Origin of the sequence: Novosphingobium subterraneum (genome assembly GCF_000807925.1) — a bacterium.
Classification (GTDB): Bacteria; Pseudomonadota; Alphaproteobacteria; order Sphingomonadales; family Sphingomonadaceae; genus Novosphingobium; species Novosphingobium subterraneum.
Genome location: NZ_JRVC01000028.1, coordinates 32,578 through 54,224, shown reverse-complemented (window position 1 = coordinate 54,224; position 21,647 = coordinate 32,578). Strand labels below are relative to the sequence as shown.

General features: G+C 61.9%; 18 protein-coding genes. 6 read left to right on the top strand and 12 right to left on the bottom strand.

The genetic code is table 11. From position 1 onward, the window contains the following. From NJ75_RS20595 to NJ75_RS20570, 6 genes are all read right to left on the bottom strand, one after another. On the bottom strand, positions 1 to 689 hold a 689-nt coding region (locus NJ75_RS20595; RefSeq protein ID WP_236727213.1), incomplete at its 3' end, for an ArdC family protein. A 167-nt stretch (positions 690 to 856) separates the two neighbouring features. Then, entirely contained in the window at positions 857 to 2,845 is a 1,989-nt protein-coding gene (locus tag NJ75_RS20590) for a ParB/RepB/Spo0J family partition protein (protein ID WP_039337801.1), read from the bottom strand. Positions 2,846 to 3,158: 313 nt separating this feature from the next. After that, on the bottom strand, positions 3,159 to 4,580 hold the full coding sequence (locus NJ75_RS20585) for a DUF2235 domain-containing protein (RefSeq protein ID WP_236727215.1): 1,422 nt from the start codon (positions 4,578 to 4,580) through the stop codon (positions 3,159 to 3,161). 61 nt (positions 4,581 to 4,641) lie between these two features. After that, positions 4,642 to 5,784: an SAVED domain-containing protein gene (locus NJ75_RS20580; RefSeq protein WP_211257963.1), complete on the bottom strand. Its 1,143-nt coding sequence runs from the start codon at positions 5,782 to 5,784 to the stop codon at positions 4,642 to 4,644. Further along, a complete protein-coding gene (locus NJ75_RS20575) occupies positions 5,777 to 6,226 on the bottom strand; it encodes a hypothetical protein (protein WP_039337797.1) in 450 nt (149 codons plus the stop codon). Before NJ75_RS20575 ends, NJ75_RS20580 begins: the two co-directional genes overlap by 8 nt. A 2-nt stretch (positions 6,227 to 6,228) precedes the next feature. After that, positions 6,229 to 7,356, bottom strand: a complete 1,128-nt coding sequence (locus NJ75_RS20570; RefSeq protein ID WP_236727212.1) for a nucleotidyltransferase domain-containing protein — start codon at positions 7,354 to 7,356, stop codon at positions 6,229 to 6,231. A gap of 267 nt (positions 7,357 to 7,623) precedes the next feature. On the opposite strand from NJ75_RS20570, the gene NJ75_RS20565 reads away from it, so the two are divergent. The 3 genes from NJ75_RS20565 (at position 7,624) to NJ75_RS20555 (ending at position 9,914) form a co-directional block, all read left to right on the top strand. Beyond that, a complete protein-coding gene (locus NJ75_RS20565; RefSeq protein WP_039337795.1) occupies positions 7,624 to 8,679 on the top strand; it encodes a helix-turn-helix domain-containing protein in 1,056 nt (351 codons plus the stop codon). A 4-nt stretch (positions 8,680 to 8,683) separates the two neighbouring features. Further along, positions 8,684 to 9,175: a PIN domain-containing protein gene (locus NJ75_RS20560; RefSeq protein ID WP_039337794.1), complete on the top strand. Its 492-nt coding sequence runs from the start codon at positions 8,684 to 8,686 to the stop codon at positions 9,173 to 9,175. Between the two features lie 223 nt (positions 9,176 to 9,398). Further along, a complete protein-coding gene (locus NJ75_RS20555) occupies positions 9,399 to 9,914 on the top strand; it encodes a DUF6933 domain-containing protein (protein WP_236727211.1) in 516 nt (171 codons plus the stop codon). Between the two features lie 65 nt (positions 9,915 to 9,979). On the opposite strand, the gene NJ75_RS20550 is transcribed toward NJ75_RS20555, so the two are convergent. From NJ75_RS20550 to NJ75_RS20540, 3 genes are read right to left on the bottom strand one after another with little or no spacing between them, the layout of a single operon-like run. Next, on the bottom strand, positions 9,980 to 10,714 hold the full coding sequence (locus NJ75_RS20550) for an RES family NAD+ phosphorylase (RefSeq protein WP_039337792.1): 735 nt from the start codon (positions 10,712 to 10,714) through the stop codon (positions 9,980 to 9,982). Continuing rightward, positions 10,711 to 11,124, bottom strand: a complete 414-nt coding sequence (locus tag NJ75_RS20545) for an MbcA/ParS/Xre antitoxin family protein (RefSeq protein ID WP_039337791.1) — start codon at positions 11,122 to 11,124, stop codon at positions 10,711 to 10,713. The genes NJ75_RS20550 and NJ75_RS20545 overlap by 4 nt, the downstream gene beginning before the upstream one ends. 53 nt (positions 11,125 to 11,177) lie before the next feature. Beyond that, complete coding sequence (locus NJ75_RS20540; RefSeq protein WP_236727214.1) at positions 11,178 to 12,869, bottom strand: strawberry notch C-terminal domain-containing protein; 1,692 nt, start codon at positions 12,867 to 12,869, stop codon at positions 11,178 to 11,180. A gap of 209 nt (positions 12,870 to 13,078) precedes the next feature. Here NJ75_RS20540 and NJ75_RS20535 point away from each other — a divergent pair, with 209 nt between their 5' ends. The 3 genes from NJ75_RS20535 to NJ75_RS20525 are packed head-to-tail and all read left to right on the top strand — an operon-like array spanning position 13,079 to position 16,547. Continuing rightward, positions 13,079 to 14,626, top strand: a complete 1,548-nt coding sequence (locus tag NJ75_RS20535) for a tyrosine-type recombinase/integrase (protein ID WP_039337788.1) — start codon at positions 13,079 to 13,081, stop codon at positions 14,624 to 14,626. Further along, positions 14,620 to 15,534 carry a tyrosine-type recombinase/integrase gene (locus NJ75_RS20530; protein WP_039337787.1) on the top strand — a complete coding sequence of 305 codons (915 nt, stop codon included), beginning with the start codon at positions 14,620 to 14,622 and terminating at the stop codon, positions 15,532 to 15,534. Before NJ75_RS20535 ends, NJ75_RS20530 begins: the two co-directional genes overlap by 7 nt. After that, positions 15,531 to 16,547 (top strand): tyrosine-type recombinase/integrase, encoded by a 1,017-nt coding sequence (locus tag NJ75_RS20525; RefSeq protein ID WP_039337786.1) that lies wholly within the window; start codon positions 15,531 to 15,533, stop codon positions 16,545 to 16,547. Before NJ75_RS20530 ends, NJ75_RS20525 begins: the two co-directional genes overlap by 4 nt. Here NJ75_RS20525 and NJ75_RS20520 read toward each other — a convergent pair. The 3 genes from NJ75_RS20520 to NJ75_RS20510 all read right to left on the bottom strand — a co-directional run bounded on the left by NJ75_RS20520 (position 16,537) and on the right by NJ75_RS20510 (position 21,534). Further along, entirely contained in the window at positions 16,537 to 17,841 is a 1,305-nt protein-coding gene (locus NJ75_RS20520) for a hypothetical protein (protein ID WP_236727210.1), read from the bottom strand. The genes NJ75_RS20525 and NJ75_RS20520 overlap by 11 nt on opposite strands. 249 nt (positions 17,842 to 18,090) lie before the next feature. Next, positions 18,091 to 20,562, bottom strand: a complete 2,472-nt coding sequence (locus tag NJ75_RS20515) for a strawberry notch-like NTP hydrolase domain-containing protein (RefSeq protein ID WP_039337784.1) — start codon at positions 20,560 to 20,562, stop codon at positions 18,091 to 18,093. 75 nt (positions 20,563 to 20,637) lie between these two features. Next, positions 20,638 to 21,534, bottom strand: a complete 897-nt coding sequence (locus NJ75_RS20510; protein WP_039337783.1) for a DUF7146 domain-containing protein — start codon at positions 21,532 to 21,534, stop codon at positions 20,638 to 20,640. Positions 21,535 to 21,647: the final 113 nt, after the last annotated feature.

Genomic DNA, 21,647 nt, shown 5'->3' with positions numbered 1-21,647 from the left:
TGGTTGGGAAACAGCAGCGCGCAAAGGCCATCGACTGTCCTCGAAATGAGGACACTTGCGATGTTACATACCTCGTGGGCGAGCGTGGCATAGTAGTGGTCGAAGCCTGAAAACAGGCTCGTCGGCGGCATCGTGACACGATCCGCAGTCGGTTCGTAATAGGCCTCGCAGCCCTGGTGGCGCAGATTGACGGGGATGGCGGCGAAGAAGGCGTCGAGTTCGGCCTCGCGCCCTTCAGGCTGGACCAGCTCCAGCGTTGCAGCCGGATGGAAGCGCTCGGGCAGACCTTCGACCTGATCGGCATTGAAGACCGGATAGGCCTTGAGCACCCGGCGGGCCTCGTCAGTCTTTTCACCGGTATCGGGAGCTTCCACCTCCTTGGTGTAGCTCTTGTAGAAGATCGCTATGGTTGACTTCTCACCCTTGCGGACTTGGGCGCCGAGCGATTTTGCCTGATTGTAGGTCATCCAGAACGGCGAGGCGTAGCCGCACATGTCAGCGACCATCCACAGCCAGAACACATTCATGCCGCGGTACGGAATCCCGCAGGCCCGCAGGGGCCGCGAAACGGGCACGCCGCGCCACGGCTTGATCCACGGCTTCGTGCCGGCTTCCAGACGCGCGATGATTTCCTGGGTGATGCGGGTAGCGGGCGACAGACCGCCGCTCTGCCCCTTGTGATAGGCCATGCTGGTTCTCCTGATCTTGGCATCTGGTCAGTCGGCAACGGGTTCGCCGGTCAGTGCCACAGGGTCCCGAGCCCCCTCTGCTCTGCTTCCAAAAAGGAAGCGGCCCTCCGGCGTAAGCCGAAGGACCGCTTCTCGAGGTGCGAGTGGCCTGGCCTGTCAGGAGGAGGTCAGGCGGCCAGCTCGCGGGGGGACTGATGTTCGGTATCGACGCCTGGCCCAGCGTCAGTGGCGTCAATCTCGGGCTCGCCAGCATCCGGCGCAGCAGCAGCGAAGCGCATGACCTCAGGCACCCAGGACAGAGCCTTCTCGCGCACTTCGACTTCTGTGATGTAGGTGCCGGCGAAGACACGCTCGGCACTCATCGCGAGATCGCCTTTCTTGACCGAGGCAAAGCGCGAGGAAAGCTCGAGGCCGCCGACATCGGTCAGCGCGTCGAGGATAACCTGCTTTGACACCCGGTCGAAATAGTTGGCCGCAGTCGGTCGCCACCACTGCGCCATGTCGATGCCGATCAGACGGCCGAGGTGGTCCTGGAACGGCAGCTGACGTTCGCCGGTCATGTTAAGGCTCGCCTCGAGCGACCGGGCAACGACAAAGCCGAGCCAAGCGGCGCGGCTGTCATCGGATAGCGCGCAAAACAAGTCGAAGCGGGAAGTCGCATCGGTGCCCGCGCGCCAGCTTTCGTCGAGATTGGACCTGAGCTCAGCGAGCGCGCTGCTGGCCGAAGCATCCTTGGCTTCGAAGCCGATGATCGGCCCTGCCGGAAGAGGCGCACGCAGTGTGGTTGCGGCCCGCGCCCGCCAGTCGTGCGTATCGGCATCGGCCAGCGTGAAGACCATTATGTCGAGCGCAAGCCCCGGGTCAGAGGCAACATGCAGCGCAATGACGTCGCGACGCTGCATGGCGAGCTCATCGACCAGGCGCTTGGACAAGGTGGTCCGGCGCTTGTCCGAACCTTCTTCGCCAGCAACGACTTCGATCCCATCATCGGCCTTGTCGGGATCAGCCTGACGCTCGCCGTAGAACACCGGCTGGAGAACTGGCGCACCATCGCGCGAGAGCACCAAAACCATGCCCGCTTCGGCTTTCAGTTCCGGCGCGATGACGGGCGGACGGGCACGAATTTCCTGGCATTCGCGTTCGATGGCCTCGATAGCCGCTTCGGCTGCCGCCACGGCTTCCTCGGCGCTATCCTCATCTTCGAGGATCGCCGCATGCTCGTCATAGGAGGCATCGAGTTCGTCGAGCCTCGCCAATTCGGCTTCGGTCAGTGGCGCCGGTTCGGCGGGAAGCCGGACCAGCCCTTCGACCAGATCGTGGCTGGCATAGGGATCTAGCGTTGGCTTCACCCAGGCGAGACCCTGCTCGGCGGCCAGAGCTTTGGCCTGCTCTTCCATCTTTGCCGCCGCGAGGCTTTCTAGCAGCGCAACATCGACCCAGGATTCGCTGTCGTCGTTGTCGAACAGCTCGCGCTCGATCCGGCCACCGGCTGCGATGTAGGCATCGCGGCCAACGAGACGGGCGCGCGGATCGCTGCCCCGGATAGTCCCGGACAAAACCATGCGCCGGATGCTGTCCGGATTGGGGGCATAGTAGGCTGAGGAAACCTGCTCAAATACGCGGGCCTGGATTTCCTGGTCCGAAGTCGCACCGAACGCTTTGGCGATGTCGAGAGTGATTTGGCCCGAGGCCAGAGCCTCGAACACGACTGGCGCAAGCGTCGCGAGACGCAAACGCCCCTCGACGAAGCGGACGGTCAGACCGAAGCGGCGGGCAACCTCTTCGACAGTCGCACCGCCTGTCACGAGTGCGGCAAAGGCCTGGGATTCATCGGCAGGGTTCATGGCTAGGCGGTGGAAGTTCTCCGCGAGGCTAGTCTCAACGGCGGCTTCCGCGCTGTCTTCAAGCACGAGGCAGGTGACTTCGTGATCGCGGGCGAGGATCTTTTCATCCGTGAGCGCCAGCATTGCGCGGCGGCGGCGCTCGCCGGCTTCGACCTCGAACTTGCCCTTCGCGGCAGGCCGGACAATGAGATTCTGCAGCAGCCCATGGGCAGCGATGCTGGCCTTGAGCTCGGCATCGGCGGCTGGATCGCCGTGACGGCGGACATTGCGGGGAGACTGGACGAGCTTGTTCAGCGGGATCGACTTGATCATGGGACACACTCCTGATTGTGAGCCCGGTGCATCGACCATCGACGCCCAAATGGCTCAATCAGGGGAAAGCCCACTCCACTCTATTGCTCGGTCGGGACAAATCTATCGGGAGCCAGCTTGAGAGATTGGCCGAGCCGTTCGGCCGAACGGGCTTGCCGGAATCAGGAAACGCATGGCGATAAGCTGCCATCGGCAAGGCCGGTGCTGGCGCTTAGCATCTCCAAAGTTGGCGTTGACCTGACTCATAGATCATCTGAGCGTCCGCCCTTCAGTCATCTCCTCGATCGAACGGCACCGGACCGACCAACTGTTGTTACTTATAGAGGTGGCGGAAGCGTTCGTGACTTCGAAGTGCTTCGGGCCGATATGGGCCCTCTCCGCCTTGCCTAACTACGCTTCCAAGCCCAAACCTTTCCTCGACGGACGGGTGAAGCGTGGCCGCCGCGATGGGATCGCGCAACTCCGCTTTCCAGGTTAGTCGCTGGGTCAAGCAACGCAGCAAGGCAGGTGTCCGCTGCCTTATCAAGTCGGCCATACCTGCAATCTCGTCGTGCTGAACACCGGCGGCCGAAGGAAAAACTCGCAGACGACTGTAATCGATGGCCAATGGGTCGGGAACCGATCGAGCCTCATTGATCATCCATTGCAAGGCGATGTCCGACAGGCGCGATTCTGGCTCCGGGTAGCTTCCGCCAATGTCCGAATGGTTGCCTGCGAACCACATCTGCACGAAAGGCTTGGCTTCACCGTCGATTTCGGGTCTGGTCTCAATGCCCTTGCCTGGACCCGAGGGCAATCGCGGAAAGTCGGCGCGGTTTTCATCGATGGCGATTGCGTGGCGGGCATAGCTGACCGCCCGGCCCAGCAAACGGTCAAAATACTTTCCGCTCCACTGCGCAACGTGAATGCTCGGGAAACGGCGGCCTTCAAGCGGAGGCCACATCACTTTCAGCGACGTGCGCAGATAGCGCCAAAGCGCATAGATGCCGAACAGGCCAGTCGCGACAAGGAACGACAAGCCCCAATCGAGCTCGAATGCCCAGCGCAGAGCCATGGCGTTGATCGCTGCGGCGCTAACGATAAGCAAGCCGAGGGCGAATATGAGCGCCAAGCGAAGCGGGCCTTTGGCGCCGAGCGAAGCCACGGTATCAAAGACGCCAATAAAATAGGGCGCGACGTTCGCCTCGCCATCGTCGTCCGACCCATGCGCCACGCGAAATCGACGACCAAGTTCTTCGCGCTCATCTTCGTATTTGGCGCGGTCCTGGCCGGCGCCATGCTCGGCAACCCGAAACACGGCGCGCTCAGCGATCTCGCGCGCGCCGAGACGAAACCGCGGCAGTTCGCCGTCGGGCGATTTCGTCGGGACGCCGCACAGCCTGATCACGTTCGCAAGGCTGCGCGCGGTGTAGGCCCCGCGGCTGAACCCAAACAGCCAGATGCGGTCGCCCGGCCGGTAGTGATTGATGATGAACTCGTAACAGTCGGCGATATTGGTGGTAATGCCGCGCCCCGTCACTGAAGACAGCAGCTTGGCGAACCAGCGCCGGATCGAGGTGAGGCCTGAAGCCCCGGCTTCGGTACCGAGGCCGGGATCGTAAAAGGCCACCTGCTCGGTGGGATCGATCGCGCTGTCGGGACCGGGCCGCGTCGCGCGATACATCTTGAAGATGTTGCTCATCCGCTGTTCCGGCCGAACGCCTCCGTCCTGGCCGGTACCATCGGAATAGATCACGATATTCTTTGGCACCGAGGCATTCCTTCCTTGGTATATCCATGGGCTTCCGAGCAGCGCATCACACCGATCCCGGCTGACCGACCGTCAGCGCGTAGACAAAGCCGCGATCCCGCTGTTGATCATAGATTCGGAGTTCGGGATCGGCCTTGGGCATCCATACCCTGCCGGTTTCCACGGCAAGCGACGCCGGCAGGGCTGGAAACACATGAATGACGACTTGGTCGCCGTGTCGGGCTTTGATCGCATCGAGCAGCCGGCGCAGCGCCGTGCGATAGGCAGCCTGATCTTCGGGGCTGCGAACGATGTCGTTATGGGGAGCTTCGGCACACAGGCTCCAGATCGCGGCATCGTTGCCGACGACACGCTCAATACGATCATCGGTGATCGTCGCGCTCACGCCCAGCTTGAGGGCAACTACGCCGCTTCGCCCTGATGCCGGTTCGGTCGTCTGATAGCGCACGCGCACGCCGTCGCGCTGCCAGGTCCAAGTCGAAGGCTCACGGTGCCGTTGATGGACGACCATCGGCACTATGTCGCAGAGCAAACGGCCGAGTTCGATGAGCAGCGGCTGCGGCGCCAAAGCGAACACGCTGAGATGGCGGATGTCCTGGCGCTCGATCCTACCGCCAACCCGTGCTGCGAAACTGCGCTGGAGGTTGGTCTGCTGCATGGCCCAGAAGGCCGGATCACTGTCGGCGAACGCATGGCCGGTCATTTCCAGGTCGATCGTCTGCGCGCTCGCTGGATGGTGATCGGGCGGCATGGCAGCGAAAATGGCCCTGGTTGAAACCAGTGCTTCATTCGCGCCGATGCTGGCGCCGAACCGCAGCACATGCGAGGCCCGATCCTTGTCGATCCCGGCGAGCATCGCGACGCGAGCCTCATGCTCAGCCTTCATTTCGACGAGAAGGGCCTCGGGATGATCGACCAGACCGTCGACATCGATCAGCTTGTGATGGACCGCGCACATCAGCATGAGATTGTCGAGGCTCTTTGCAAGTAGCGGAGACCTTATTGGATCACCCCGCGGCCCATCGGCGCTGTCCGCGACGATGTGCGCGATGAAGCCGAACAGTGCGTTCTCATTGCCAGAGATGAGATCGCCAACAAGGTCATGATTGCATCCCCGGTACTGGCAGCGCCCGGCGGATCGTGCCCAGAGAGCTGACTGAACCTTTTGCGGAACTTTCGTCTTAGCCACGGGCCACCTCCACATGGCGGCCGCTCGCCGTCCATTCGCCGGTAGCGCGCCAGCCTTCATAAGCGGCCAGCCATTCGATGGTCCAAGGGATCGTCGTTTCGGCAAGTAGGTCGGCAGGCGACCAATCGCCTGCCTCAGGGTCGAGGAGGCAAAGCGTCACTCCGCCGTTGGGTCCGTAATAGACGTGTGGCAACCGCCCTTCGCGGTCGCCGGGTCGCGGTCGGAGCTGCGGATTCAGGACCGAAACGCGCGGCTGCAAACGGCGCGGGTCCAGATTTTCAATAAGCAGCGGCGCGCGGTAAAAGATGCCGACGCGGTACGTCTGCAGAAGCGGGCGAACTGGCCCCTCCCAAGCTGCGGCATCTCCATCTCGTTCGACCATGGCGAAATCGGGCCAGATCGCCCGCATCGCTTCAATCTGCGCTTCGATGCCATGGATCATGCTCAGCGACGCTCACCCATGTTCGTGTGCGCCCTGGCGGCAACCGGCGCTAGCGCGCTTGCCCCGGTGATGATCGCAGGCGCTGCCGGCGTAAACAGGCCGCCTGTGCGCGTATACCCATGCTGGCGCGCCTGTACCTGCTGGCCGAGGCGCTTGTTGAAAAGGTCAATCGAACGCGTGACGACACGCTGGCCAAACAGATCGCGCAGCCAATCCTGCAGGTTCTCGAGTTGCACGCCGCGCTCACGCGCCATCTGAAGGCCATCGGCCAGACCATGGAGTGCCCGGGCATAATGCTGCTGCTGCGACTGGTTTTCCGGCCAGCGGTCGGTGAACCGCTCCTCGAGAAACTCAGGATTGGCGACGTCGAGCAGCTTGTTCTGGCGTGCAGCCTGATCAATCGCACGCGCGGTCCAGCGCGCCTGGCGCATCACCATATCTGCCAGCCCCATGCCCGGTACCGCGGCGTGACCAGCATGGCACGACAGCACGACCGAAGGCGGCATCCGGCCGGCCTCATCGGCATAGAGAATGTTGCGATGGCGCTTGATGAGTTGGAGCGCGACGGTGGTTACGCTCTTAATCAGCAGCGGCGTCTGCTCCGGCACCTCCTCCACTTCGGCGGCATCGAAGGTGAAGCCGTGCTTGGCGTAGAGTTCGCGGTTGAGCGCCAGCGCGAAACGCTCTTCGACCGGCGTCCGATCATTGTACCAAGCGCAAAAGCCATAAGCGTTCATCGGAACGTAGCGGTGCTCTTGCGGCTTGCCCTTCTTGGCATGGGCGATCACGCCCTCCTTTTCCTTGTGGGCGAGCCGCCGCGCTGGCGTCACGTCGAGGTGCATGCCGTCCGCGTAATAAAGGGTGATGCAGCGGGTCTTGCGTTCGATCCGCGAGACCGGATAGCCTTTCAGTGCGGCCTCCAGAAGATCGAGCAGTTCCTCCGGCCCCTCGCTGCCGCCGATGATTTCTACGACCGCGTCGAGGTCATATTCGTCGTCGGTGCCGCGCGTCGAAATCGTTGCGTCGATGGCCATCGACCCTTGCGGATAGAAGCTCGACACCCGTCCTTCGAGCGGGCTCCCGGGACGATCGATATACCGGCAGACTGCCCCGTATCTATCAACCGCCATGGCATGGAGACCAGGCGGCAACTGCAGATTGAGCGCAATCTCGGCGAGGATCGCATCAAGAGGATCTCCGAATGGATCATTCGGCCTGCCGTCGCCGCGAAAGATATTTGAGGCCATCCGTGAAACTCCGGTTTACAAAATTTCGTTATAATGCCACCACGAAACCACATCTGGGGCCATATTGATGGTGTTTCAAGGGGTATCGGTTTACAAGAATGGCACTATATAGATTTTTTGTAAACCAAGGAGACGAAAGGTAGCCAAGCCATGATCGGCACGAGACTGAAGCTCGCCCGCGCATCCTCTGGATTGTCGCTGCGCGACCTCGCCGAGCGCATGGGCAACGTCGTCAGTGCGCAGGCGATCGGAAAATATGAGCGGAACGAGGATATGCCGGGTTCGCGCGCACTGATGGCGCTTGCGACGGCGCTGGGCGTCAGCGAATCCTATCTGCTCAGCGATGAGGAGCTGACGCTCGAAGGCGTCGATTTTCGCAAAAAGCGCACCGCCAAGGAAGAGGCGACGATCGAGGCGCAGACGCTACAGCTGCTCGAGCGCTATCTCGCGGTAGAGGATATGCTCGGTCTCAAGAGCGTTGAATGGGAGCAGCCGCGTAGCGCGCCCTATCCGCTGCACGACGTTCGCGATGCCGAAGATGCAGCCCGCTCAGTGCGCGAGGAATGGGGGCTCGGCCATGACCCAGTGCCAAAGCTCGCCGAACTGCTCGAGGAACGGGGTATCAAAGTGCTCTCGATCGATCTTGAAGACATCGACGGTCTCGCAGCGCGGGTAATGCGCAAGGAGCGTGACGCGGCGCGCGTGATCGTAGTGCGCAAAGACATCTGGTCCGAACGCAAGCGCTTCACTCTCGCGCATGAGCTTGGCCACATGGTGATGACGCCCACGGCAGGGGTCGATGATGAAAGCGCCGCCAACCGCTTTGCCGGCGCTTTCCTGATGCCGGCCGATGTCGTGCGCGCCGAGGTCGGCGCACAGCGCTCGGCCATCAGCATCGGTGAGCTTGTGGCGATCAAGGAGCGGTTTGGCGTAAGCGTCCAGGCAATCGCTTATCGCTGTCTTGACCTCGGCATTATCGATAGGAAGGCATTCTCGTTTCTTTTCAAGGAATTCACGAAGCGCGGGTGGCGCAAGAAACCTTTCGAGGAACCCGCACGCATCCCGCCCGAATATGAGGAGCCTAAGCGTTTCGAGCGGCTTTGCTACCGCGCGCTGGCCGAAGGCGTGATCGGCGAGAGCCGCGCCGCCGAAATGCTCGGGATCACCTTGCAGGCGCTAGACAAGCGTTTGGCCGAGGCAGCGTGAACGCGTGCCGTTTCTCGTTTCGGACACTTCGGTCATCATCGACCTTGATCGCGGCGATCTGCTCGAAGCTGCGTTCAAGCTCGATGACAGCCTGGTAGTCCCTGACCTCCTCTTCGAACGCGAGCTTGACGCCGAATTCGGCGCGCGGCTTCGCGCACTTGGCATCATCATCGAATCCCTCGATGGCAATGAAGTCCGTCGCGCTACGCAGCTGCGCCGCGCCGAGGAACGACTGTCCGTAGCCGATACGTTCGCTTTCGCCTTGGCGCAGGGGCGGCAATGGACGCTTCTGACCGGCGACAGCGTGCTCCGGTCTGTCGCGGAGGCGGAAGGGGTCGCCGTCCACGGCGTTCTATGGATATTCGACCGCATCGAGGCAGCCGGCATATGTGATGCTGCAACATTGCATGGCTGCCTGTCGAAGACTGCAGCCCATCCCCGTTGTCGCTTGCCGCGCAGAGAAATTGAGCTTCGCCTCAAGCGCTATGCAAACTGAGCATCTGACGGCCTGTGCCAATTCCGGATTAGCCGAAGGCTCGGCCGAAACCGGACAGGCCGACCCCGGCCCGCTGCCGTCGCCGAACTGTGCTGAACGTATGACGGCGTTTGACGAGCCAATTTTGACTTGGCAATGACCGCATGACGGCTGCACTTGCCATCTCTGGGGCGAGGTCGGTAGCGCCAATGGACTCGCTCAGCACCCAACACTATCCTTTGCAATGATGTTCAAACTTCACTGCACCAAGAAGCTGCTTGATCGGATAAAGCCGGAAATCGTTGCGCCCGAACAAAGCGACACTTCGCTGGGAAATTGGTACGCCACCATCCTGTTCTGGAAGCCGCAAGTAGCTTTGATGGTTTCCGAACAGACGCTGCTTCCCGTGCTTATGCCGCTGGCCCCAGCAGCCACGCTCGCTCGAAGATTCCCTTCACAATTGGCGCTGGTTCTGAAGGAGCAAGGCGTCCCTTCTGAATTCATCGCGCAAGAAGTCTGGCGGATGGACCAGGTCCGGTACGCAAAGACTGCGAATCGGAGCGTTGTTGGCATCCTCATTGAGTTCGTTAAGCAGGCAGAATTCTGGCTGGCTGCCTATGCCTATGAGAAGGGTGATGACGACGACCTTCTGGCGATTTCCGCCAAGCTCGCGGAGACACCCTGTAGCCCGCTGTACAAGGGACCAGTTTCGCCGGACAGAGCGCTTCATGAACTCGTGAAGGCTGGTGCGCAGGCATGAACGCTCTGGCCGCCAGCTGCGCTCGAAGAACCTACCGCACTCGGCCGGAAACCCAGCTCGTTCGGTCAGGCGGGATGGGGCGGCAAATCGACAATCCGGAAGACAGCGCCCGATCCCGCATCACGAACCAGATCAACCCGCGCGCCATCCCAGTGATAGTCGAGGTGCCGCCCCTGAAGCGGATTTGATGCGCAGTCCGGGTAGAATAGCACGACGCATTCCCCGCCGGGGTGCCGGATGCTCGGGTAAGCAATCCCGTCCGATCCTGCTGTCCTGAGGGACTGCGCGAGCGCTTGAGATGCAGCGTAGCTGTCAGGATAGAGCGCCGGAACCGGCTTCCCCGCCAGAGTTCGGAGATCATGTAAGTCTACATCGACTGACATGACGATTTCCCGGAATTGCGAGGTCCAGCCAGGCGCTTCCTTGGTTCGTGCCATGAAGCGGGCATGGTGGTGGATCGTCTCGAACAGCGCGGTCTCAAACCGGTCGCCGACATAGAGCACGCCATAACTGCCATCGGCAAAGCGGCTCGGTCGATCGGTGCTGACATGGGTGAATGGCGCCATGAGGTAGGAGGCGCCGTTGCCGCCGACGCGGCGGCCAACCGGAACGAGGTCGAGATTGCCGATCGTCGCCATGATGCGAGGATTGGTCTTCTGCTCGGCCGAAATCAGCAGCGGCCAGTCCGCGGGATCAGCGATGTCCTCGAACAGGTCTATCGGCGGAAAGGCGCTGCGGATGATCCTGACAGCGCCCTTCCACTCAACTCTAGAAACGGGGATTTCTGCTGCTTCGCTCACCAGCCACCGCGCTCGGCGTCGAGGTAGCGACGCACCCGCATGATGTCGGTAAGCTCACCTCCCAGCATCACGTCGAGCGCACTGGCTCCGCCAAACGCTTCATTCGCTGCCTTGATCCAGGTGTACCCGCGGGTCGCCTCCGAGAAGATGATGCGAAGCGCCTTGTGGATCCCCATGAGGTTGGAAAGACGCGCGCGCCCATCGCGCGAGATGCGCCCGGGGCCTTCCGCCTTCCATCGCCGATAGGATCGAACCGGCATGTCGAGCAGCGTTGCTGCCTGCTCGTCGGTCAGTTCCCATTTGCCGAACAGATTGAGGACTGCCCGGAACATGGCCGCTGCCTCGCCCTGGGTAATCGGATCGGGCCGGAACGCGGTAACGGCAGTATCAACGGGTTGCAGAGCCAGCATGGCATTTCTCCATATGGCATCATATACGATAACCAATGCCATTTGGCAAGAAACTATGCCGATGATGCCAGTCTGGCAATCACGCTCGCTGCGCCTTCGATCGGCACGAAAAGCCGGGTCTGGTAGCGGATGATCTCGGTGAAGCAGCCTTGGGCCTTGTACCAGTCGAGGCGGGCTACGCTCCAACCGGTGAGCTCAATTCGCTGTGAGCCATTGACCAGGCTGCGTTTGACCATGAGCTGCTCGCGTCCCGCAAATTCCATGGCCCGGCCCGTCGCGAGGACGGTTTGGACAATGTCATCGGCGGACAGCGTTTGCTCGCGTTCCAGACCCAGCGCTCGGCACAGTTCGGGCACACAATGGGCGGGAACCTCGCGGCCGAGGAGCGAACGGCCATCTGCTGCCGAGATGCGGCTCACCCTCACGAAATCCGAAGGGAGCTTGTCCCAGACCGGAAGCAGGAGACCGGTCGCCAGATAGAGGCGCTCGCGCTTGTGGCTCGTCCTCGCCTCTTCCACCTCGGCGGCCCACGCCTCGCGGAAAGCGCCGATGGCAATGTCCTCCCAGCTGCTTTCCGCCAGCTGATCCTCGGTGATGTGACTGCGCTTGAGCGGACGCAGCAATTCGAAGCGGGCCACGCGCGTACCGTCATCGGCAAGGATGCTTCGGGCGGGCACAAGCAAGGCGACCCGACTTGAGCGGGCGTTCCGAACCGGCCGCTGTCGCTGGCCATTAAGGCCGTGAAGCTCCTCGAGCCGCTTCAGCGTGAGCGGCTTCAGGGCTCGGGCAATTTCCAGTTCCAGCAGATGGGTGGTCGCGCCCGATGCCGGATCGGTGCGCAGCAACGTGTCCGACAGGACCGCGAAGTCCTCGACTGCGATCGTCTCGAGGCCGAGATCGATTGTGCCGGCCTGCCGGGCGGCATCGATGCGCGCTTCGACCAGACCCATGAACTCGTCGAAGATGGCGTTCTGCAGGGCGATAGGAAGTGCAAGGATGCGATTGAGCCAACGCTGGATCGACGGCAGGTCATCGACCATTGAACCGTCGGGTGCTTCGATCCGAAGGCCCGTCAGCTCCTGAAAGCGTCCGAGGCTTACCGCTTCGAGCTTTCCCGTGAACAACAGGCCGAACCAGCGATGAAGCGCCTCCTTGGCATAGATGCTTTCGAGATTGTCGGCCGGATCGAACAGGTTCTGGCCGCCAGTCTGGCGCTGCCCGCGCGTCAGAGCGCCAAGACTGTCCAGACGCCGCGCGATCGTTGAGATGAACCGGCGCTCGCCGCGCACATCTGTCGTCACGGGCCTGAACAGCGGGGCCGATGCTTGATTGGTGCGATTGGTGCGGCCAAGCCCCTGGATTGCGGCGTCAGCCCGCCAGCCCGGCTCGAGCAGGAAGTGTACGCGGCGGGCCTGGTTCTTCGCGGCCAGATCGGCATGGTAGCTGCGCCCGGTTCCCCCGGCATCGGAGAACACCAGGATACGCTTGGCACCGTCCATAAACGCCTGGGTCTCAGCGACGTTGGCGCGGGGCGACCGGGATTGGAGTTTCTGACGACCGTCGCGCCCAACGATGAGCCGGCGCGTGCGGCCAGTGACTTCCGCCACCTGGTCGACCCCGAAGCGTTCGATGATGGCATCGAGGGCTGTGGCAATCGGCGGCAATGCACAGAGCTGCTCGATCATCCGGTCGCGCGCGGCCAGCGCGGAGCGGCACAGTACAGGTGCGCCGTTCTCATCGCTCATCGGCTCGGAGCGAGGGCTGCCATTTTCGTCGGTGAACACCGCCATCAAACGAACAGGAAAGCTCTTGGCGAGGTAGTCGATCACGTATTCTTTGCAGTCGCAGTTTATGTCGAGCGTGGTGGCGGGAGGCGCAGGTTTCCATCGGTTTTCCATGATTTCACTCCAGATAATTACGGTTCCCTCGACCTCAGCAAGTCGAAGGAACCAACATGCGAACAAGATCATCATTGCCGTTTCGAGCTGCCCCGCTCCGGGTCGAAGACCCGCCCAGTCACGGCACCCTTCTCACCACATTCCTCTCCTTTCTGTCGCTCGACGAGAAGTCAGGCTGTGCGGTTCTGTTTGGCGCGGCAGTCCGCCATTTCCTGCATTGGCTGGACCTGCACGGGATCGCGATCCGCACCATCGACGATCAGGCTGTCCGGCGGTTCGAGAAGCACCGGTGCCGGTGCCACCGGTATTCGGCACAGCAAGCGCACTACAAGGCTGACCAAGCAGCAAGGGTCAGGCGCTTCGTCCGCTTCCTGGAGGATCAGGGCTACGTCGAAGTCGACGACGGGATCGACGATTTGCCACGGCACCTCGCTGACTATTCCGATGCGATCGATCGCCTGCAACTCGCCGACGGCCCGGCGCAGGCCTATCGATCCGAGGCCGAGCATTTCGTGGCCTGGCTTCGCATGGCGCGGCGCCAATGGATCGAGATCGACGACACGATCATCGACCAGTACGCCGCGCATGATTGCCGATGCCCGGTCTGGCGCAAACGGGGCAAGCTGGTCGCCACGGGCACCAAGCGGCGGCGGCGATGCGCACGGCACTTCGTCGAGTTCCTGCGCGGTCGGGGTGTCATCCCGTCGGTTGAACCGGTGGCCAACGATGACCCGCACATGTCGGCTTACCTGGCATGGCTCAAGCGACATCGCGGCGCCACGGACGAGACTATCCGGCGCTATCGGACCGATATCAGACGACTCATGCCGATGCTGGGCGAGCCTTCGCAGTGGGATGCCACCGCGCTCAGGAGCGCATTCCAACGACGAAGCAAGGAGACGCCGGGCTCGGCATCGCTGCTCGTCACGATTATGAGGAGCTACATTCGGTTTCTGGTCGTGCAAGGCAAGTGTCGGCCTGCATTGTTGTATGCGGTCCCATCGGTGCAACGCTACCGCCTATCGACGCTGCCCCGCCACGTCGATCCGGATACGATCGAGAGGATCATTGCGGCCTGTCCGACAGGTCGTCCGGTGGAAGTCCGGGACAAGGCCATCATTCTCCTGCTCGCCAGGCTCGGCCTGCGGGCTGCCGATATTCAGGACATGCGTCTCAACGACATCGATTGGCGATCCGGCCATTTGACGGTCAAGGGCAAGACGCGTCGACCGGACCGTCTGCCGTTGCCGCAGGATGTCGGCGACGCGATCCTGGCATATCTTGCGGCAGCCCGCCCGAAGACCGCCGAAGAGCATCTGTTCCTGCGTGCACAAGCACCGTTTCGGCCATTCCGCTCTTCCGCCGAGATCGCCGGCATCGTCGCTCGTACGTGCGACCGCGGTGGGATCGAAGGAGTGCCGACAGGGTCGCACATATTCCGGCATTCGCTTGCCACCAACCTGCTGCGAGCGGGCGCAGGCCTGGAGTCCGTTGGGACCATCCTGCGTCACAGCTCGCCTGAGACCACTGCCATCTACGCCAAGGTCGATCTGCCGATGCTCATGAAGATCGCGCAGCCGTGGCCGGGAGAGCCGTCATGCTGAACATGCACATTTCCAGATACGTCTCGCTCCATCGCAGCTTGGGACGGAAGTTCTCCGAACAGGAACGCTTGCTGCGCCAATACGCCGATTTCGCGGTCCGCGCCGGTGACCGGCACACCCAAGTGCAGCGCATCTACGACTGGTGCCACACGGCAAGCTCGCAGAACGTGGCCCGCCATAGGTTCGACGCCGCGCGCAACTTCAGCCTTTTCGCTCATGCTGAGGATCCAGCTCACGAGGTTCCGCCTGCCGGCGTCTTCGGTCGGGGCAAGCGGCCACGCCCGACCCCGACCATCATCGAGCCGGAACAGGTCCGGGCGATCATGGCGGCGGCATTGGACGTGCCACCCAAAGGCACGATCAGCCCATACACGTACCATTATCTGTTCGGCCTGCTGGCGGCGACAGGTCTCCGGGTTTCCGAGGCCCTCGCTCTTCAATGCAACGATCTGGTCGAGGATGGCCTGATCGTCCGCAACGGCAAGTTCGGCAAGCAGCGGCTGATTACCCTGCAGCAATCGACCCGTCAGGCGCTCGAAGCATATCTCGCCGCCCGAGCAAGGCTTGGTGCCACGGGCAATGACCTGTTCGTGACCATTCGGGGGAGAGCACCACACAAGGTGCGCGCCCACGTGGTATTCGTCAGGCTGGCTCGGCAGCTCGGATACCGCGGACCGACCGGAACGGCCGGGATGCGGTTACACGACCTGCGGCACACTTTCGCCGTGCGTTCCCTTGAGTCCTGTCCGCACGACAGGGAAGCCATCGCACACCACATGGCCGGACTCAGCGTCTATCTGGGGCATGCGTCGGTCGCCAACTCCTATTGGTATCTCGAGGCCACTCCGGTGCTGCTGCGCGATATCGCTGCCGCCAGCGAGCAACTTTACCTGGGAGAAACGGCATGACGGCTCTCGCTCCGCATCTCTCAACCTACCTGCGTGAACATCTGCCGCGCGAACGTGCTGTCAGTCCGCACACGGTGAAGACCTATGCCAACTGCTTCGTCCTCCTGGTCCAGTTCGCTGCCGATCGGCTGAAGCGTCGGCCGACCGATCTCGAGATCGAGGATCTCGGCACCGACATGATCATGGCTTTCCTTGACCATGTCGAGAACGGTCGCGGCAGCTGTGTTCGGACCCGCAATGGCAGGCTCGCCGCGATCCGGTCCTTCTTCCGCTACATCGAGTATCGTATTCCGGCCTGCCTGGATCAGGCCCTTCGCGTCAGATCAATCCCTACCAAGAAGACCGACAAGGCGCTGATCGACTACCTTGACCGGGCAGAGATCAAGGCTTTGCTCGACGCCCCGGATCCCCGGACACGCCTTGGCACCCGCGATCGCGCAATGCTGCATCTGGCCTATGCTGGCGGGCTGAGGGTGTCGGAACTTGTAACGCTACAACTGCGCGATTTCCCGGACCGCTCCCTGTCCACCGTGCACATCATGGGCAAGGGTCGGCGTGAACGGGTCCTCCCGCTCTGGAAGGAGACTCAGTTCGCATTGCGCGCGTGGCTTGCGACCCGCCCCGATGCGCAAGCTGCCGAGATATTCCTAAATGCCAGCGGGCAACCCATGACCCGCGACGGATTTGCGTTCCGTTTGGCCGAGCACGTCAAGACCGCGGCAGAGAAGCAGCCGTCGATCCTTGGAAAGCGCGTAACACCGCACGTGCTGCGCCATTCCTGCGCAATGCACACGCTCGCGGCGACCGGGGACATTCGCAAGGTCGCATTATGGCTCGGGCATGCCAGCATCCAGAGCACCGAGACCTATTTGCGCGCCGATCCCGAGGAAAAGCTGCAAATTCTCGCGGCGCACGGCGCCCCTGCCATCAGGCCCGGGCGCTTCAAGCCGCAAAGCGACGATCTACTATCAATGCTTCAGGAAATACGTGCAGGAGGTCATGTCAAAATTTGACACAGCTCCGCATCGCAGTCCGAAGCGCCAGTGGCGCTCCCGCCAACAAAGCTTCGCCTTCGAGGCGGCCGTTGATGCGCAGCATAACCGAACCGTTTTGACGGAGAAGCATCGGAATGAGCTGGGAACCAGTGAGGTTGGCTTGCCAAAACGTGCTCTGAGCGTTCGCGCGACCGGTCGGAATGTCAATTAATCGACCAGCAAAATTCCATGTAACCGTAACGCGCGGCACCGTCGCGGGCTTGTTAAGGAGCATGGCCATCATGGGGCGGTTGCCTTCACAAAACAGGCTAAACGACTTGATGTTTGGCGAAGCAGCTACATCGACATAGGCCATTGGGGCGCGACCTTGGACCGGCACGACCTCCCAAGCAGTCCCAGGCAGCGGCACTGCGTCCTCAGGTGGGCTGTCCATAAGCAGGCGAGCAATGTCCTGGGGCACGGGCAAGCGGCCTCCTTGAGGCGCATAGACCGTCAACTTTCCCTTTTCCCAAAGGCCAATTTGAACAGCACGGCGATTTGCATCAAGCAAAACATAGGCTTGCTCTACACCGCCTTGATGCGGCGCATTTCCCGTAACCCAATAGAGAGACCCTTGTCGTTGGAGACCGGATATCGCCGAAAGATTGCTGGCCAGCAGGTCTTTTTTGCGGCCCAAACGCGAACGTATCGCGTCAGCTATCGGACCACTTGTCAAAAAATCTATTCCGTTGGGATCGGAATCACTTTGGAATTTCCCTACGGAACTGGCAAGATTGGTCCAGGTTAGCGGCGTCGGTTTTCCCAAGACTGGCCCTGCTTGCAGCTGTGCTTTTGAAGCAGCAGATGCCGGCCCAGACCCCTTGCACAAGAGCAATGGGGATTGCGACACGAGCGCTGACTTGAACGGATCCAGGCGCTGTCCCGGCACGACGTCCGCTTCAAGGCGGACTACGCCTCGCTTTTCGTCGTCATTGACCGTCAAGATCACGCGTCCGAAATCGTTGGCATTGACAGGAAAAGGAAAAAAGACCGCGCTAATGCCTTCATAGGTCGGGCCAAGAAACGAAGCCGCGTACTCAAACCGGGTGCTTTTTACAGTCTGACCAGACGCTTTGAAAGTAAAACCGGTTTCGTTGATCTCAAGGCTCGCCCCTCGGGAGCAATCGCCACGCGGCGCATACGAGCCATAGCTTCCTTCGAGATCCATGCCTTTTAATGACGTCAATGTCACTGCGCCTGCGATGCCGGGCAAGCCCAGAAAAATCCCTGCGAGAAAAACGATAATGGGGCGCTTGGGCAGTTTGCTCGGCATGGCATATCTCCATGGCGGACAGCCTTGCTTCGGGACCTCGATTGAAAGCGACGAAACGACTGCCTCGGGGATCTTCTACAACCTGCACCATTCCAGCGGTGCCGACAATCCTAACGGCCCCAGCATTCAACCTTGCCAGGCAACTATCTGGAGTGAAATCATGGAAAATCGAAGGAAACCTGCGCCTCCCGCCGCCACGCTCGACATAAACTGCGACTGCAAAGAATACGTGTAATGTTGAGCTCAACATTACACGTATTCCCGTGGGGAGAGGTCGATCTCGAGAGCTTCGCGCTCCTCGTCAGACAGGTCGGCCAGTCGCCGGTCGAGCATGGCCTCTGCCGTCGAGACGAGTTGCACGATAACGGCATGCCCATCGGCGATCGCCGTATCGATCGCGGGCAGCAAGCTGGGGAGCTTCATCGACAGAAGCAGCTGCGCGAAGAAGCGCTGCTTGGTCCCCTCGAAGATCGACAGCGCTGCGGACTTGGCACCCGAGTTGAGCGTCCCGCCGGTTTCGCCGTCGACGATGCGCGTGGCCTCCAGCGCTTCGCGCAGGTTAGCGTGGATAATCGCCCAGGCCTCGGCATAGGCATCGTAGACCGCGATCTGATCCTCGGTCAGGCAATGCTCGAGGATCTCGTACTCGACACCGGCGAATGAAAGGGCCCGGGCTGTGTAGAGCCCGAGCGACTTGAGATCCCGCGCGACCAGTTCCATCGCGGCGATGCCGCCGTCGCGAATGTCGGCAACGAAAGCCTCGCGATTAGCGAAGGCGGTCTCCGGACCCCAGAGCCCAAGGCGCGTGGCATAGGCCAGGTTGTTGACGTCGGATGCGCCGGTGGCCGAGGCGTAGAGCACGTGTGCGCGAGGTAGGAGGTTCTGCAGACGCACCCCGGCAATGCCCTGCTCCGAGCCCTTGACCTTACCCCGCGATCCTTCGCCGCCAGCGGCATTTGCCATGGCATGTGCTTCGTCGAACACGATCACGCCGTCGAAGTCTTCACCGACCCAGGCGAGGATCTGGTCGAGCCGCGTTGCGTCGCTCCGGCCCGAACGCAGCGTCGGATAGGTCACGAAGAGAATCCCGTCGCGCATGGCGATGGGGGTGCCGAGTTTCCAGGAAGCAAGCGGCTGAATGTCGATCGGGAGACCGCCGAGCGCGGCCCAGTCGCGCCGGGCATCTTCGAGCAGCGCCTCGTTCTTCGAAATCCAGATATGGCGGCGCTCGCCGCGCACCCAGCGATCGAGAATGACGCTTGCGACCTGGCGTCCTTTACCAGCGCCGGTGCCGTCCCCAAGGAAATAGCCCTGTCGGTAGACCTGACCTTCCGCCGAGGCCTTGAGCGAACAGCCCTTGTCCTCGGGCTCGAACCGGCCGGGTAGATCGCGCGCATGGGCGCTTGCCGCGTAGATCAGGGTCTCTGCCTGGGCAGCCGACAGCAGTCCCTTGGCAATCAGCCCCTCAGGAAGCTGCGGCACTGCGTCAGGCATCGGAGCGGCGATCGACCCCATGGCGACGGACTCGACGAGCGGCGTCGGATGCCCGGCCGCGCCATCGATGGCGATCCTGCTCGGGCGATAGGGCAGATAGTGGCCGACCTGAGGGGCGACCGGCGCAGGGGTTGCAAGCGGCACGTAGTTGAGCGGCTGGATGGCGGAGGCTGCAGGAGTGATCCTTGTTGGTATCGGCAGCGGCCTGCGCGGCGCGGCGACCAAAAGGAGCGGCGAACGAGCCGGAAGGCTGGATTTCTCGCGCGCAGCCTCAAGGCTGGCGCGAGCCGGCAAGGCATCGACGAGATCGGCCAGCTGGCGGAACGCGTTTGTACGAATAGCGACGCGCTCGTTGGCGCCTTCAACCTTATCGAAAACCAGCAGTCGCGTGGTGATGCCAGTGCCCTGCCTGACGAATGCGCGTTCGACGGCGGCATTGAGCCTCAGCGAAACTGGCCCTTTCGCCCCGGCCAAAAACCGCACGCAGTCGAACCATTCAGGCATGATCGCCACAAGCCGCCCGCCGGGCGCAAGCCGGTTCCAGGCCGATCGCAGATGCCTTGCCCCGGTGCGACCATCGTGGCCCCGCTCGATCCCGTGAGAATACGGCGGGTTCATCAGCACGACGCTGGGGACGATGGCCGGATCGAGCAATTCGTCGATCAGCTCGGCGTCATGGCCGGTCACTCGGGCCGCAGGGAATAAGGCGCTCAGGCAGTCGCGGCGAAGCGGCGAGATTTCGTTGAGGGCAAGGCGAGTGCCGGGTTTGGCAGCCCAGACCGCGAGCATCCCCGTTCCGGCCGAGGGTTCGAGCACAAGCTCGTCGGCACCCAGCGCGCAAGCCCGGGCAGCGAGCCAAGCGAGGCGTGGCGGCGTTGCGAATTGCTGCCATTCGATCTGCTCGTCGCTGCGATTGGTCTGGGTCGGAACTCGGGCATCGAGACCGCAGAAGAACTGTTCCGCCTCGTCGATCGGGCTCGTGGGCTGGACTTGATCTGATGCTTGCAGGTGTTGAACCTGCGCCAGCTCGAGCGCAGCGTGAGCATCACGGACTGACCATGCCCCGAGTGCATCGGTTTCGCCGAAGTGGTCCGTCATGATGCGGTTGATGTCGCTGCGCGAAAGCGCGCTGCCTGCTGCCAATTGCAACGCCATTGCTTTGGCTGCCGTCACGACAAGCGGCGGAGATGGTGGATCGAATGCGAAGGCGAGGGAAGTGTTGGACATGGGAAACCTCCTGACGAGGTCCTGCGTCTCGCAGGCCTCAATCAGCCGAAGGCCCCCTCCCCTCTGGCTCGCTGATCAGGTTTTCCGAGCGAGCCTCGCCTTGAGTTCATCGTTCCAGTCGAAACCGGTCGATGCTGGCGCTCGCGAGCGGATCACACGGCCCGATGCAGAATAAGCCTTTCGCGCACGCTGATCTGCGAGTTCGCCTGCGGGATCATTGTCGATGAACAAGTGGAGTTCGCGCACACTCTCTGGAATCGCGACGAGGCCGAACCGCTCGTTACCAAGCGTTGCCCAGCAAGGGACGCCAAACATCTGCATGGCCGAAAGGGCGCTTTCGATACCTTCGGCAAGGCCCAACCGGCCTGCGGCCGGCCGGGCAAGTCTGACTGCACCGCAGCCGAGGCTTCCCAATGCACGCTTCGGCCGATCGAAAGCGGCGAGCTTTGCGCTCGGCGCGTCGAGAAATGTCCTGTGAATCGCGATTATGCCCATGTCAGTCGTGACGGCCGCCAACATTGCAGGGAGGAACTGGACTGCACCACGTGGTCCGAGCGGCGTACGCTCGAGATAACGGAGCTGATCAGAGGCACGCAGGATCCCGCGCAGCGCGAGGTATCCTTCGGCAGGGCTGTCGGAGATCGCCGTCGCCGAGTGCCACAAACGCCGCGCGTTGGAATTGAAGGTCCTTTTTTCCAGTCGATCAGCGGCCACGGCACTAGAGCCATCGAACAGATCACGGCTGCGAACACCCTGGCGGTCAAGTGCTGCTATGACCTCCTCGTTCGAGCATCCCGCGAAGCAATGAAACAGGATCGCTTTGCGACCCAGTGTCACGCTCAGCGACGGAATTCGGTCGTCGTGTGCGGGGCAGCAGCACATGCCTTTGCCCCGACTCCATGTACCCTGAAGGCTTTCGACGATCGTGCGGGCGCGGCGTTTGAGTTGATGAACTTTGTCTAACGGGGGCATCGACCTTCTCCGGTTGAGGTGCCCTCCCCGCGCAGCCTCCGCTCTGCCCTCGCGTCAATCCAATTTTCCTACATCGCTTGTTCTTTATATGTTCTCACTCGATTCGGCTAGAC